General features: G+C 54.0%; 11 protein-coding genes. 4 read left to right on the top strand and 7 right to left on the bottom strand.

The window, feature by feature from the left end; genetic code table 11:
• Positions 1-72: 72 nt before the first annotated feature.
• On the bottom strand, positions 73-1,284 hold the full coding sequence (locus ACLBVC_RS03745) for an MFS transporter (RefSeq protein WP_410148189.1): 1,212 nt from the start codon (positions 1,282-1,284) through the stop codon (positions 73-75).
• 725 nt (positions 1,285-2,009) lie between these two features.
• Here ACLBVC_RS03745 and ACLBVC_RS03740 point away from each other — a divergent pair.
• Together ACLBVC_RS03740 and ACLBVC_RS03735 are read left to right on the top strand one after the other, a co-directional pair.
• Positions 2,010-4,484, top strand: a complete 2,475-nt coding sequence (locus ACLBVC_RS03740; protein WP_410148187.1) for a membrane-bound PQQ-dependent dehydrogenase, glucose/quinate/shikimate family — start codon at positions 2,010-2,012, stop codon at positions 4,482-4,484.
• A gap of 316 nt (positions 4,485-4,800) precedes the next feature.
• Positions 4,801-5,511, top strand: a complete 711-nt coding sequence (locus ACLBVC_RS03735) for a GntR family transcriptional regulator (protein WP_410148185.1) — start codon at positions 4,801-4,803, stop codon at positions 5,509-5,511.
• Here ACLBVC_RS03735 and ACLBVC_RS03730 read toward each other — a convergent pair.
• On the bottom strand, positions 5,508-6,707 hold the full coding sequence (locus ACLBVC_RS03730; RefSeq protein WP_410148183.1) for an enolase C-terminal domain-like protein: 1,200 nt from the start codon (positions 6,705-6,707) through the stop codon (positions 5,508-5,510). The two genes, ACLBVC_RS03735 and ACLBVC_RS03730, sit on opposite strands and share 4 nt — an antisense overlap.
• Before the next feature lie 321 nt (positions 6,708-7,028).
• Between ACLBVC_RS03730 and ACLBVC_RS03725 the strand changes: the two genes are divergently transcribed.
• Positions 7,029-8,417 (top strand): PTS transporter subunit EIIC, encoded by a 1,389-nt coding sequence (locus ACLBVC_RS03725; RefSeq protein WP_410148181.1) that lies wholly within the window; start codon positions 7,029-7,031, stop codon positions 8,415-8,417.
• A 5-nt stretch (positions 8,418-8,422) separates the two neighbouring features.
• Here ACLBVC_RS03725 and ACLBVC_RS03720 read toward each other — a convergent pair whose 3' ends face one another.
• On the bottom strand, positions 8,423-9,295 hold the full coding sequence (locus ACLBVC_RS03720) for a fumarylacetoacetate hydrolase family protein (protein WP_410148179.1): 873 nt from the start codon (positions 9,293-9,295) through the stop codon (positions 8,423-8,425).
• Between the two features lie 158 nt (positions 9,296-9,453).
• On the opposite strand from ACLBVC_RS03720, the gene ACLBVC_RS03715 reads away from it, so the two are divergent.
• Entirely contained in the window at positions 9,454-10,377 is a 924-nt protein-coding gene (locus tag ACLBVC_RS03715; RefSeq protein ID WP_218522789.1) for a LysR family transcriptional regulator, read from the top strand.
• A 29-nt stretch (positions 10,378-10,406) separates the two neighbouring features.
• Here ACLBVC_RS03715 and ACLBVC_RS03710 read toward each other — a convergent pair whose 3' ends face one another.
• From ACLBVC_RS03710 to ACLBVC_RS03695, 4 genes are read right to left on the bottom strand one after another with little or no spacing between them, the layout of a single operon-like run.
• Positions 10,407-11,372 carry an ABC transporter ATP-binding protein gene (locus tag ACLBVC_RS03710; RefSeq protein WP_218522899.1) on the bottom strand — a complete coding sequence of 322 codons (966 nt, stop codon included), beginning with the start codon at positions 11,370-11,372 and terminating at the stop codon, positions 10,407-10,409.
• 14 nt (positions 11,373-11,386) lie between these two features.
• Positions 11,387-12,391, bottom strand: coding sequence for an ABC transporter ATP-binding protein (locus tag ACLBVC_RS03705; protein WP_410148177.1), 1,005 nt, complete (start codon positions 12,389-12,391; stop codon positions 11,387-11,389).
• Positions 12,388-13,335, bottom strand: coding sequence for an oligopeptide ABC transporter permease (opp4C, locus tag ACLBVC_RS03700; protein ID WP_410148176.1), 948 nt, complete (start codon positions 13,333-13,335; stop codon positions 12,388-12,390). Before opp4C ends, ACLBVC_RS03705 begins: the two co-directional genes overlap by 4 nt.
• Positions 13,335-14,294 (bottom strand): ABC transporter permease, encoded by a 960-nt coding sequence (locus tag ACLBVC_RS03695; protein WP_410148174.1) that lies wholly within the window; start codon positions 14,292-14,294, stop codon positions 13,335-13,337. Before ACLBVC_RS03695 ends, opp4C begins: the two co-directional genes overlap by 1 nt.
• Between the last annotated feature and the right edge of the window lie 19 nt (positions 14,295-14,313).

Here is a 14,313-nt window from a genome sequence, read left to right as displayed (position 1 = left end):
TAAAGCCCGCCAGAGGCAGGCTTCTGAGAGGTCAGGATCGCTTACGTGGAAAGATTTCCTGATCGCAAACGATCATTCTTTGGCGGAATGCAGTGCAACAGGCTGCGGGCGTGACAGGAAAATGGTGATGCCCGCGAGTAGCGTCAGCGCGCCGCCGAGCAGAAACGCACCGCTGACACCGGCGGTGTCCGCGAGGATCCCGCCGAACAGCGCGCCCAGCGCCAACGAGGTCTGGAATACACAAACCAGTAATGCTGAACCGGTTTCAAACAAAGCGGGCGATGCCTGATAAGTCCATATATTCAGACACACAGGAAGCGCACCAAACGCGAGACCCCAAAGGATCACCAGCGCACTGGCCAGCGGGAACGGCAGGTTAAGCAGCGACAACGCCAGCACCGATAGGCTCAGCAGCAACATGTTCAGCATGAAGGCTTTCTTCACGCCAAATTCGCGCACGGTGATTTCCGTGGTCAGCGTACCGATCAGCCCTGCGATCCCGTATCCCATCAGCAATAAGGAAATATCGCTGGCAGGCAGCTTGAGGTTAAAGCGCAGCCAGGGTTCGAGATAGGTGTAAGCAGCGAAATGGCCACCCGCCATAAAGACGCCGATGATCAGCGCGTAGCGGATCCCCGCCACTTTCGTCACGCCCAGCATTGCGCGCAGGCCAATGGACTGCTGCGCCGGTAAAGAAGGCAGCGCCAGCCATTGCAGCACAAAGAAAACCAGCGCCAGCGCGGAGTTGAGGGTAAACGCCATCCGCCAGCCGTACAGATCGCCGATAAACGCCCCGGCCGGAACGCCCGCCACGGTTCCGACGGCCACACCGGCGGTGATCAGCGAAATGGCGCGTGCGCCCTGTTCTTCCGCCACCAGTCTGCGCCCGGACGGAATCGCAAACGACCAGAAACCGCCGACACCGATACCGAGAATAATGCGTCCGATCAGCAACACGTTGAACGATTCGGCCATCACCGCGATGCCGTTTGCCAGAATCACTGACGCCGAGAGCAGTAAAAGCAGATTCCGGCGATCCATTTTTTTGGCGAAAAGCATAATCAGCGGCGCAGAAATTGCCGCGATTAATCCCGGCAACATCACCGCCAGTCCGGCGTGGCCTTCCGTCACGCCCAGGGATTGTGCAATCGGCGACAGCAGACCGATAGGCAGGAATTCAGTGTTGACCAGAACAAAGGTGCCACAGGCCAGTGAAGAAACCGCCAGCCAGCGGCGGAAAGCAGACGTCTCTGGCCGGGTGTCCAGCGATGAGCACTCAGTCATTATTGTGATCCTTAGCGAGGTGAATTTTTACGGACATGTATTTTGATCGTAATAAAACGTGATCGCCGTCACCGGGTCAAGATTATTATAACGACCGTTAGGGTATTTCTAATGACCATTTGGACTAAGCCAGAGCCCGCCTGCGATGCGGCTTACACAGGGATCTTATGCCGCCGGTTTGCAGGGCACATACAGATAACGCGGACAGAAGATCTTTCCACATATAAAGTATGTTGTAACTAACTTAGCCATTAACGTTACCTGCCTCCACGGATCCGTGCAGCTGCTATCCTGTGCGGTGATCTGCATCTCGCCGCCGCATCATTAAAATGCCCCAGAAGGTTCACAGATACTCACACTTCTTTGGGATCTCAGCCACACTCTCTATTTCAGTTAAGCGTTTGTGAGCAAATAGTGCGCCCATATAGACATAAAAAATATAAATATCCGTTAATATATAATTTATTTGAATAAGTTGATTTTTTTAATTATTAAATATCAATACGATAACCAGTGGCCGCACAAAGATTAATCTCACTTATAATAATTTACCTAATTTCAAACTCTTGGTTACACATTCACAACCTCGATGAGAAGTATTACTATTTCCGCGAAATTGTCCTATCTGGTTCATTTGATAACGGGTGTTCATTACGTGTTTCCAGCTTTTCACATATCCTGACTACAATAATTTTGTCTACAACATAAGTGCAGTGAGATAAATCATGCCAACAACTAAGAGTAAATGGATCTGGCTCCTCTGGCTGCTGAGTGCGCTGATGGCCGTTATCGGCCTGACACTCGGTATCGGCGGTGCGTATCTGGCCACATTGGGAGGAAGCATTTACTTCCTGCTGATGGGTCTGGCGCTCGTCGTTTCCGCCGTTTTAATTTTCAAAGGCAAGCCTTCGGGCGCGTGGCTCTACGCCGTCGCCTTCGTGCTTTCTGTTATCTGGGCAATCTGGGACGCCGGTTTAACCTTCTGGCCACTGTTCTCCCGCCTGTTCACCTTTGGTGTTCTGGCCTTCCTCGTCGCACTGGCGTATCCGTTGCTGAAAACGCGCGCGGGTCGGGTTGCCCGCAAAGGCCCGAGCTTCTCGCTGGCCGCCGTGCTGGCCGTTGCCCTGATCGCGGCATTCGGTAACACGTTCGTCCCGACGCCAATCATCAGCGCCGACAACGATCAGGTTCCGGTCAAACCGGTTGATAAAGGTGCGGAACAGAAAAACTGGGCGAACTGGGGTAACACCACCGCCGGCGACCGTTTTGCTGCATTGGATCAGATTAACAAAACCAACATCGATAAATTGCAGGTTGCGTGGATTGCGCATACCGGCGATATCCCGCAGAGCAACGGTTCCGGTGCAGAAGACCAGAACACGCCGCTGCAAATCGGTGACAAACTGTTTGTGTGTACCGCGTACAGCAAAGTGATCGCGCTTTCTGTGGATGACGGTAAAAAACTTTGGGCTTACGACTCCAACTCTACTGCGCCGAACTGGCAGCGTTGCCGTGGTCTGGGCTATTACGAGAACAGCGCGGCGCCACAGGCTCCGGCAGCTCAAGCGGCGGCCATTCCTGCCGCCGAACCGGTAACACCTGCGGCTTCCGAAGCTGCCGCTCCGGTTTCTGATGCGCCACAAGCGCCAGCGGCCACCGGCGGGACCGTGAGCGGAACCTGCGAACGTCGTCTGTTCCTGCCAACCATCGATGCGCGCCTGATCGCCATCAACGCCGACACCGGCAAGCCTTGTGCTGATTTCGGTGACAACGGCGTAGTTGACCTGAAAGTCGGCATGGGTGAAGTGAAACCAGGCTACTACCAGCAGACCTCAACCCCGCTGGTCGCGGGTAATGTAGTCGTGGTCGGTGGCCGTGTTGCCGATAACTTCTCCACCGGCGAACCTCCGGGCGTGGTGCGTGCGTTTGACGTTCACACCGGCGCACTGGTTTGGGCGTGGGATCCGGGTAATCCGAACATCACCAAACTGCCACCGGAAGGTGAGACGTACACGCGCGGTACGCCGAACGTCTGGTCAGCGATGTCTTATGATCCGAAACTGGGTCTGATTTATATGCCAACCGGCAACGCTACACCTGACTTCTTCGGCGGCACGCGTACTGATCTGGACGATAAATACAGTTCATCCGTGGTCGCTGTTGAAGCCACAACCGGTAAAGTTCGCTGGACGTTCCAGACCACACATCACGATCTGTGGGACTTTGACCTGCCGTCTCAGCCACTGCTGTATGACCTGCCGGACGATAAAGGTGGCAGCACGCCGGTTCTGGTGCAGACCTCCAAACAAGGCATGATTTTCATGCTGAACCGCGAAACCGGCCAGCCGGTCGCGAAAGTGGAAAATCGCGAAGTGCCGCAGGGTAACGTCCCTGGCGAACGCTATTCCAAAACGCAGCCTTTCTCCGTCGGTATGCCAAACATCGGCAACCAGACGCTGAAAGAGTCTGACATGTGGGGCGCAACGCCGATGGACCAGTTACTGTGTCGCATCGAGTTTAAAGGCATGCGTCACGATGGCGTTTATACGCCTCCGGGTCTGGATCGTTCCCTGCAATTCCCGGGTTCTCTGGGCGGCATGAACTGGGGCAGCGTGTCGGTGGATCCTAATAATGCCATCATGTTCGTGAATGATATGCGTCTTGGTCTGGCGAACTACATGGTTCCGCGTGCCAAAGTGCCAACGGGCGCTAGCGGTATCGAGATGGGGATGGTGCCGATGGACGGTACGCCATACGGCGCGGTCCGCGAGCGTTTCCTGTCTCCGCTGGGAATCCCTTGCCAGAAACCGCCGTTCGGTACGATGTCTGCGGTTAACCTGAAAACCGGTAAAATCGTCTGGCAGGTTCCTGTCGGTACGGTGAAAGACACCGGTCCGCTGGGCATCAAAATGCGTATGCCAATGGAAGTCGGTATGCCAACGCTGGGCGCGAGCCTGTCAACGCAATCCGGCCTTCTGTTCTTTGCCGGTACGCAGGATTTCTATCTGCGCGCGTTCGATACCGCAACCGGTAAAGAAATCTGGAAATCCCGCCTGCCGGTGGGAAGCCAGTCCGGCCCGATGACTTACGTTTCCCCGAAAACCGGTAAACAGTACATCATCATCAGCGCCGGTGGCGCACGTCAGTCCGCAGAACGCGGCGACTACGTGATTGCCTACGCCTTACCTGATCAGAAGTAATTCGATTTAATTTTGTCGAAAAACAAAGCCCGCCGGTGAAAACTGGCGGGCTTTTTTGTTATTACCACTCCTGACCCCACGACGTTTTGTCCTGTGGGTCACTATTTCCTGGTACTATCTGCAGCTCTAAATCCAGCGCGGCGAGCAGTTTAAACAGTGTTTCCAACCGGGTTCCATCCGGGTAATTTTAAAATATCCTCTACACCCTATAATCTGTAAAAACCCAATACAGCCTTCAGGCTGTAATTTGCCCTTTCTGCCTGTCGCATGTTTCAATGCGTTCCCGATCTCACGTTCTCAAATAAGCCAGACGCCGATGAAAAAAAGTGAATTTATCGCTCAGGATTTGCTGAGTAAGATTTATCAGCACAGTGGATCCCTGCCGGAAAAGTTGCCGCCGGAACGCCAGCTGGCGGAAGAGTATGGTGTGTCTCGGTTTACCGTGCGCAAGGCGCTGGAAAAACTGGTGAGTATCGGCGCGGTACGCATCGTGCAAGGCTCGGGGATTTATATCAATGCGGGCGTCAGCAGTAATCCGCTGGTGTACAACTCGATTACCGAGAAGAAATTCACCGACATCAGTTTCAAAATGCTGGAGTTGCACAAACGGCGGCCTGACCGCGAAGAACAGCAGGTTTTCGATTTAACCGCGGATGATTTTATCTGGGCGTTTACCCGTCTGCGGCGCATCAGCCAGCGCAACGTACAGATTGAGTATTCACGGATGCCTGCCGAAGGTTTTGCGGATCTGAATCAGAAAACGATCGAGCATTCCATTCAGCAATACGTTCTGAATAAAGGCTTCGCGATTTCACATTCCCTCACCCGTTATCAGGCGGTCAGCGTCAGCAAAGAGCAGGCGCAGTTGCTGGGCTGCAAAAAAGGCATCGCCGCCATGCAGATCACCAACAGAGGCATTTTGCAGGGCGGCCGGGTTTATGCGTTCAGCAATATTATTGATATCGATTACTCATGCACTTACGTTATCCCGTTTAACCAGGATAACCTGGCATTTCGCCAGACTTAAGGCGTGTGGATCACGCCGTCGGGCAGGCGGCTTTGCGTCCATTCATGCGGGCGATACACCACCGGAAATTCATTCGCCACCTCGCTGTTGAAACCCACGCCGATCCCGGCTTCTTCACACGAATAAAAATATCCGTCCACCGGTGCCTGTGCGCCGGGGAAAACCTGCTGCGTATTGGTCGGATAAGCAACAAACTCCTGAATTGCAGAATTATGCAGATGAATATTCAGGTGCGTATTCACCGCCGCGCCGATCGGCGTCATGTCCGGTGGGCAATGCCAGGCCAGACGCACGCCAAAGCTCTGGCAGAAATGCGCCAGTTTCAGCGCGGGCGTGATACCGCCGATTTGCGAAACGTGGCAACGGATAAAGTCGATCCTGCGATTGATGATCAGATCCTTCCATTCCGCCGGATTATTAAAAAGCTCGCCGGTGGCCAGCGGCACGGCGGTCTGACTGCGGATTTGCGCCAGCCATTCGTTTTGATCTGGCGGCAAGATATCTTCAATAAAATACGGACGATATTGTTCCACCGCTTTGGCAAACTGTACTGCCTGTTGCGGGAACAGACGCTCGTGAACGTCGTGCAGAATGTGGAAATGATTGCCATATTTTTTACGCAGCGCTTTGAACATGGCGAGCGTGTTCTCCATGTACTGATCCTGATCGTAATACGCGCCCGCCGTGGGTTCGCGCGTGGAGTGGAAATCGCGCACGTTGCCACCGTAAAAGCCCAGCTGGCAACGGATGTGGCGATAACCTTCGCTTAGAAGACGATCCACTTCGCCGTAAAGATCTTCCAGTGTTTCGCCCGCCGCATGGCTGTACGCGGTCACCGCATCTTTCGATTTACCGCCAAATAAATGATACAGCGGCATATTCGCCAGTTTGCCTTTGATATCCCACAGCGCCATATCGATGCCCGCAATAGCGTTGTTGATCACCGGCCCGTTACGCCAGTACGCGTTCACCATCATCATCTGCCATAAATCTTCGATGTGATTTGCATCGCGGCCTAACAGCAGCGGTTTGAGGTATTCATCGACCATCAGTTTCACCGCCAGTGGACGCTGCTGGAATGTGGCGCAACCGAGGCCGAAAACACCGCTGTCGGTTTCAATTTTGACGACCACTAAATTATGGCGATCGGGGCGCGTTATCTGGCATTCAATATGAGTAATCAGCACAGGTTTCATGGGAAATCCTTAATAAATACCGTCTGTTTCTTTAAAAAAATAAAGCGTAAGAATGTGTATTGCCGTTATTTCACCGTATTTCACGCCCGGCTGTAAACCTTAATTTCATGCATTTATTTTGGTATAAAAGACCGGCAAATTACCGCTAAAAACCAGACCAATTATTACAAAACCCCGTATACTCAGGCTTGCAACGTGGATTATGTGACCGAGATCCTGTTTTATTGGTTTGTTTTTAAAAATCACGCTCATTACACTCCTTTCCCATCTGAGAATAAAAATACAATTTCCGTCGCGGGGTTTAGGGTGAATACAGAAATAATGCAGTCTGTTATTAAAGGCGTCGGCGGTGCAGAAAATATTAATAAAGTCTGGCATTGCATGACCCGTCTGCGTTTTGATTTAGCCGACGAAAATAAAGTGGCGTGGGATGAGATAAAAAATCTGCCCGGCGTTTTGGGTGCGCAAAGCCAGAGCGGTCAGGTGCAAATCATCGTCGGCCCGAAGGTGAATACCTGGTACGAAGCGATAGTTTCACAGTTGGATCCGGCCTCAAAACCAGCAGGAAATGTTTCCACAAATGCGCGTAAAAGTCTGGTCTCGATGTTCATGGACACGGTGTCCGGTGTGTTTGGTCCGATTGTTCCGGCCATTGCGGGAGCGGGGATGATCAAAGGTTTGCTGGCCGGTTTAATCGCCCTCAAGGTGATTTCCGCAAAAAGCGAAACCGTGATGATCATTGATCTGATCGCCAGCGGCGTTTTCTATTTCCTGCCGTTCTTCCTCGCTGTCTCTGCCGCCAGAATTTTCAAAACCAATGAATATCTGGCCGCCGCAGTTGCCGCCTGCCTGATGTATCCCACGCTGATTGATGCCGCAAAAGCACTCGCCAGCCATACTGCGGGTGCGCCAACGACGTTGTATTTCATGGATATCTTGCCGGTTTCGGTATTTAACTATTCGGCCAGCGTTATTCCGGTGATTTTCTCGGTGCTGGCGCTGAGCTACATCCACCGCTGGGTGGACAAAATCATGCCGGACGTGCTGAAAACGGTCTTCACGCCAACGCTGACGTTATTTATTGCGGCGCTGGTTTCACTGACGGTGATTGGCCCGGCCGGAATTTACCTCGGTAAACTGCTGGCGCTGGGCATTCAGGGGCTGTTTGAAGTGTCATCGGTGTTTGCGGGTTTCATTGTTGGCGCGATCCGCCCGGTGGCGATCCTCACCGGAATGCATCACGCCATGACGCCAATTGCGTTGCAAAACTTCACCGATCAGGGCTGGGACATGCTGATGCCAATGATGTTCATGGCCAACATGGCGATTGCCGGTTCGACCTTCGCGATTTATTTCCACGTGAAAAACCGCGAGCAAAAATCCGTGGTGCTGTCGGCGGCGATATCCGGGCTACTGGGGATTACCGAACCGGCGCTGTTTGGCGTGCTGACACGCTATAAAAAGGCGTTTATCGCCACCACCATCAGCAGCTCTGTGGCATCGGCGTTTATCGCGTTCTTCGGGGTGCGTTTGTACGGCTATATTCTGTCGAGCATTTTCAGCCTGCCCGCCTACATCGGTCCTTATTTCATCTACATCGTGATGGGCGTTGCGCTGTCGCTGGGGCTGTCATTTACGCTGACGTATCTGATGGTCGTAAAAGGAAAAGGCACCGAAAAATCGGTGCCTCTGGTGAACCAAACCCGCTGATATCATCAGGCCGCTGTTTTTGAACGTACGACTTCAGACAGCGGCGAATTTTCGATCCGGTTGGTCAGACGGCCGATGTTCTCAATTTCCACTTCAATAATGTCATCTTCATGGAGAAACAGCGGCGGGACGCGGGTCTTACCAACACCGCCCGGTGAACCGGTCATGATCACATCGCCCGGCGAAAGCTGCGTAAACGTGCTGATATACGCAATGATTTGCGGAATGGTGTGAACCATATTGGCGGTTGTGTCGTCCTGCACCAACCGGTTATTGAGCCAGGTTTTAATGCTCAGATTTTGCGGGTCACCCACTTCATCCGGCGTCACCATCCACGGACCAAACGCCCCGGTCGACGGCCAGTTCTTTCCGGCGGTATACCATTTATGCTGCCAGTCGCGCACCGAACCATCCATATAACAGCTGTAACCGGCGATATGATTCAGCGCATCCTCTGCGGAAATATTGCGTCCTGTACGCCCTATCACAATCGCTAGTTCACCTTCGTAATCGAATTCATTTGTCGACGACGGTTTGAGGACGGTGCCGTTATGCCCAACCTGTGAATCCGCGAAGCGAACAAATAGCGTCGGCGCATCGCTGGTTTCATTAAACTCTTTGCGCTTTTCGGCGTAGTTCATGCCGACGCCGAAAATTTTGCCCGGGCGGTCAATCACCGGAAGGAAACTGATGTCGCTCAGCTGGAGGTCGGCCGGAAGCTGCGCGTAACGCTGTAATTCTTCAAGCTGATGATGCGCCATGAATTCGTTAATATCCCGGCAACCCGAGTGACGGCCGACATCGATAATGCCGTCTGTCTGGAAGATGCCAAAGCTTTTGGTGTGTTCTTTACTGAAGGTGAAATTAACAATTTTCATAGGTGCGCTTAGTTTCTTATTTTACATAAAACAGGTGAATTCATTGGCGTTCAGATTGCGGAGACGCTCACGCCCCTGCAAAGATCGCGAGATTATTGACCGCGCCTCTCATGCCTTCTACTATATTTTTTTACCAAATCGATGAATTTTAGGAATGTATGATTAATAACAGGGACTTAGATTATTTCGTCACCGCTGCGGAGATGATAAATTTGAGACTTGCGTCACAAAATTTAAATATTACGCAGCCCGCGCTATCGAAATCCATCACCCGTTTGGAGAAAGAACTCGGCATTAAATTGTTTAAAAGAGTCGGCCGGGGTCTGGAACTGACCGAGGCGGGTCGCATTCTTTATCAGCGGGGCCTGGCGCTGCAAAACTCATATCATGAGATGGCAGAAGTCATGACGGAACTGAGCAGCGGCGCGGGCGGGATTGTACGTGTCGGCGTGTCGGGTTCCGCGACGCAATTTTTACTGCCGGAAATCTGTAAAACGCTTCAGTTGCAAGTTCCCAACGTCAAACTGGAAATCCAGATCGGCATGAACGACGTCCTGTTCACGCTGATGGAGCGTCATGTCATCGACATTATTATCGGGCCGCTGGTGAACTATGAAAGCCCGGTGGTTCAGGTGCCGGTCACCGCGGATCGCGTGGTCGTCGCGGCGTCCCGCGATCATCCGCTGGCGGGCAGGCCAGTTTCGCTGCGCGACATGAGCCGTTACGGCTGGATTTTACCGGCCAAAACCGTGTCGATGCGCCAGTGGCTGGACAAGATGTTCTATGAAAATCATTGCCCGCTGCCGGACGTTAAAGTGGAAATCAGCTCGCTGGCGTCAGTGCCTGGCCTGATCGCCAAAAGTGGCCTGCTCAGTTTTCTTTCTGAAAACATTCTGGTCGAGGAAGAGTTTATTTCCCGGCTGATCCGGATTGATAACGATCAGCTGATGATGCCGCGCCGTGTGGGCATTACCTGGCGGGAAGGCGCATTCCTTTCACCCGCGACGCAAAAGGTGATTGAAGTGACGCAAAACGTCGGGCAGAAAATGCAGAGTGAAGCCCGCCGCATGCTGGAAGACTAAGGCCAGCCGCGGCGGGAAAGATCCAGAAATTACACCAGATGGCAGGCGACGCGGTGGCCGCTTTCCACTTCACGCAGTAACGGGATTTCAGCGCGGCAACGTTCGGTCGCGCGCGGGCAGCGGGTATGGAAACGGCAGCCGGACGGCGGTTTTGACGGATCAGGAATTTCACCGCTGACCATTGCCACCGGCTCGCTGTCAGGATCAAGCGTTGGCACGGCGGCCAGTAATGCCTGCGTGTACGGATGCAAAGGCTGGCGGAATAAAGCATCGCGGCTCGCGGTTTCCACCAGTTGCCCCAGATACATTACCGCCACGTCGTCACACAGATGTTCCACCACACCCAGATCGTGCGAGATAAACAGAAACGTCACGCCATGATCGTCGCGTAAATCCGAGAACAAATTGATGATCTGCGCCTGAATCGAGACGTCGAGCGCGGAGATCGGCTCATCGGCAATAATGAATTCCGGTTGCAGGATCAGCGCCCGTGCAATACCAATACGCTGGCGTTGCCCGCCGGAAAACTCGTGGGGAAAGCGGTTGTAATGCAGCGGCGACAGCCCGCAGATTTTCATCACGTCCAGCACTTTGCCGTGCAGTTCAGCACGTGAGCAGAGTTTATGTTCCAACATCGCTTCGCCGATCGCGTCACCAATACGAATACGCGGATTCAGCGAACTGTAGGGATCCTGAAAAACCAGCTGAATTTTCGGTCGCAGCGCTTTTAGCTGTTTCGGTTTGAGCCGGTGCAGGTCTTCACCACGAAACTTCACGCTGCCCGCCGTTTTATCGTAAAGGCCGAGCAGCGTTCTGCCGACGGTGGTTTTACCACTGCCGGATTCGCCCACCAGCCCGAAAATAGTGCCTTTGCGGATGTTAAAACTGACGCCATCTACCGCGCGCAGCTGGCCGGTTTCCTGCCCGAATACGCCGTCGCGGATCGGAAAGTGTTTCTTCAGGCCATCCACTTCTATCAGGTAGTCGGTACTCATCAGATTTTCAGCACTCATGGCTGCAACTCCTTCTGCGTCATTTCATTTGTCGGACTCAGCCCGCTGTAAAAACAGGCCGCCTGCCGCGACCGCCCTTCCAGCGGCGGGATCCCCTGACGACAGTGGTCGGTGGCACGTTCACAACGATCGGTAAAAGCACAGTACGGCGGCAGCGCCGCCAGATCTGGTACCTGACCAGGAATGGAATACAACCGCCGACGGCGCTCACCCGGCGTGGGCCGCGACGCGATCAGCCCCTGCGTGTACGGATGCAGCGGATTACGCAGCACCTCCGCCGTTGCGCCCTGCTCAACAATTTTCCCGGCGTACATCACCACCACGTGATCGGCCATCTGCGCGATGACGCCCAGATCATGCGTAATCAGCATCAGCGCCATGTGATTTTGCCGCGCCTGATCGCGTAACAACCGTAAGATCTGCGCCTGCACGGTGACGTCCAGCGCCGTCGTGGGCTCATCGGCGATCAGCAGCTGCGGCTTACAGCTCAGCGCCATCGCAATCATGATGCGCTGTAACATACCGCCCGAAAGCTGGTGCGGATAACTGGTCATCAGGCTTTCTGCACGCGCCAGCCCGACCTCTGTGATCATCTTCGTTGCCTTTTCCCAGGCCGATTTTGGCGATTCCCCGAGATGGCGGATCAGCGGCTCAACCAGCTGTTCACCGATGGTCAGCACCGGATTCAGCGCAGTCATTGGTTCCTGAAAAATCATCGCCAGCTGGTTGCCGCGTAAATCAGCCATTTGCGACGGGCGCAATTTCAGTAAATCACGCCCCTGAAACAGGATTTCGCCGCCATCAATACGCGCGGCCTGTGGCGGCAATAATCCCATCAGCGACATCGCCGTGACGCTTTTTCCGCAACCAGATTCTCCCACAATGCCGACAGTTTGCCCGGCCTGAACGTCAAACGTGACGTCCTGCACCGCACGCACGCGCCCCTGATCGCTGGAAAAAGACAGCGAAAGCTGATGAAAACGGATCAACGGTTTAGTCATTTTTTGCTCCGTTTCATCTTAGGATCGAGCGCATCGCGCAGGCCATCGCCCAGTACGTTAATCGCAATAACGGTGATAAAGATCGCCACACCCGGCGGCATCCATAACCACGGACGACGCTGGAAGTCGATCAGGCTGTTGGCCGCGTCCATCATATTTCCCCATGAAGGCGTCGGCGGCACCACGCCCAGCCCGAGATAGCTGAGCGCCGATTCACTGAGAATGGCGTTTGCCACCGCCATCGTCGCCATCACCACCAGAATGGGCACGGTATTGGGCAACAGATGGCCGAACAGACGACGGCGCGCGGATAACCCAAGCACCTGCGTCGCCAGCATAAAATCACGCTCGCGCAGGGACAGAATTTGCCCGCGCACCAGACGCGCCAGCTTCGGCCATTCCAGCAAACTGAGCATCACGATCACCATATAGACGCGCGAATCCGGCGAGAAATCCAGTTCCGAGAGCATCGCGCCCATCACAATCAGCAGCGGCAGGCTCGGAATGGTCATCACCAGATCGGCAAAGCGCATAATGATTTTGTCAGCAATTCCGCCCAGATACCCCGAAACTGCGCCCATCAGATAGCCGAGCGTCACGGAGAGCAGCATGGTGAGCAGACCGATAATCAGTGAAATGCGCCCGGCCAGAAGCAGGCGCGTGTAGACGTCGCGCCCCAGAAAATCGGTGCCCAGCCAGTGATCGGCATTTGGCGCTTTATTAATCATCAGCGCATCTGTGGCGTCATCGCGCCATGGCGAATAGTAAGGGCCCACTATGCACCAGACCGCCATGACCAGCAGAAGGATGAGGCAAAACATCGCCAACCGGTTTTGGCGCAACGATTTCCAGGCCTGCTGCCACGGTGACGGTGTCACCTGCGCCATCGCCGGAATTTCCGCTTGGCGAAGCCGGCGGTTGGTGGAAAATAATGATCCAAACATCACGACCTCACACGAATACGCGGGTCAGCCCACGCATAAAGTACATCGGCAATCAGGTTGCCCAGAATGGTGAGAACCGCCAGAAACAGCGTGAATCCCATCAGCACCGGATAATCACGCGCTGCCAGCGAATCAATATGAATGTGCCCCGCGCCCGGCCAGTTAAAGACTTTTTCGGTGATCAGCGCACCGGAAAACAGCCCCGGCAGTTCGAATCCTAGCAGCGTGATAATCGGCAACAGCGCGTTCCGCAGTGCATGTTTGAGGATGACAGTGCGCTCGCGCAGCCCTTTGGCGCGCGCGGTGCGGATGAAATCCATGCGTACAACATCCAGCATACTGGCGCGGAAATAGCGCGTCAGGCTGCCTGCCTGGAGCATCACCAGCGCAACCACCGGTAACACCAGGTGCGCCGCGACCTGCATCACCCAGGCCCAGCCCATAGCGTCGCTGCCGGTATTAGTCATGCCACCGACCGGCAACCAGTGGAGATCAACGGCAAACCATTTGATCAGCAGCAGGCAAAGGAAAAACGTCGGAAATGACATCGCCGCGAATATCACCACGCTGACGACATGATCAAACAGCGAATAGGGTTTCATGGCAGAAACAATGCCTACCGCCAGCGCAATACCCCAGTACAGCACCATCGCGATGGTCGCCAGCAGGAAGGAGTTCCAGATGTACTGATTCAGCAACTGACTCACCGGGATCTGATATTGCAGCGAAAATCCCAGATCGCCCTGGAGCAGGTTCCCCAGCCAGTGCAGATAGCGGCTAAGCAGCGGTTGATCGAGGCCGTATAACGCTTTGAGTTCAGCGGCACGCTGTGCGGTCAGGGTAATATTTCCGTCGATAAAATCGCCCGGTGTTTTGGCAAACAGCATAAAGATGAGCAGCGAAGCGAGGAACAACATCGGGATGGTTTGAAACAAACGACGCAGAATGAAATTTCTCATGACTTTCTCATTGAAGCTG

The organism is Rahnella selenatireducens (assembly GCF_046449555.1).
Classification (GTDB): Bacteria; Pseudomonadota; Gammaproteobacteria; order Enterobacterales; family Enterobacteriaceae; genus Rahnella; species Rahnella selenatireducens.
This window is presented reverse-complemented; position numbering and strand designations above follow the sequence as displayed.

What these genes read in the sequence shown, in the direction of transcription:
- ACLBVC_RS03725 (WP_410148181.1), top strand. Translation starts at nt 7,029, where the DNA reads ATGCAGTCTGTTATTAAAGGCGTCGGCGGTGCAGAAAATATTAATAAA.
- opp4C (WP_410148176.1), bottom strand. Translation starts at nt 13,335, where the DNA reads ATGTTTGGATCATTATTTTCCACCAACCGCCGGCTTCGCCAAGCGGAA.
- ACLBVC_RS03720 (WP_410148179.1), bottom strand. Translation starts at nt 9,295, where the DNA reads ATGAAAATTGTTAATTTCACCTTCAGTAAAGAACACACCAAAAGCTTT.
- ACLBVC_RS03710 (WP_218522899.1), bottom strand. Translation starts at nt 11,372, where the DNA reads ATGAGTACCGACTACCTGATAGAAGTGGATGGCCTGAAGAAACACTTT.
- ACLBVC_RS03740 (WP_410148187.1), top strand. Translation starts at nt 2,010, where the DNA reads ATGCCAACAACTAAGAGTAAATGGATCTGGCTCCTCTGGCTGCTGAGT.
- ACLBVC_RS03735 (WP_410148185.1), top strand. Translation starts at nt 4,801, where the DNA reads ATGAAAAAAAGTGAATTTATCGCTCAGGATTTGCTGAGTAAGATTTAT.
- ACLBVC_RS03745 (WP_410148189.1), bottom strand. Translation starts at nt 1,284, where the DNA reads ATGACTGAGTGCTCATCGCTGGACACCCGGCCAGAGACGTCTGCTTTC.
- ACLBVC_RS03695 (WP_410148174.1), bottom strand. Translation starts at nt 14,294, where the DNA reads ATGAGAAATTTCATTCTGCGTCGTTTGTTTCAAACCATCCCGATGTTG.
- ACLBVC_RS03730 (WP_410148183.1), bottom strand. Translation starts at nt 6,707, where the DNA reads ATGAAACCTGTGCTGATTACTCATATTGAATGCCAGATAACGCGCCCC.
- ACLBVC_RS03715 (WP_218522789.1), top strand. Translation starts at nt 9,454, where the DNA reads ATGATTAATAACAGGGACTTAGATTATTTCGTCACCGCTGCGGAGATG.
- ACLBVC_RS03705 (WP_410148177.1), bottom strand. Translation starts at nt 12,391, where the DNA reads ATGACTAAACCGTTGATCCGTTTTCATCAGCTTTCGCTGTCTTTTTCC.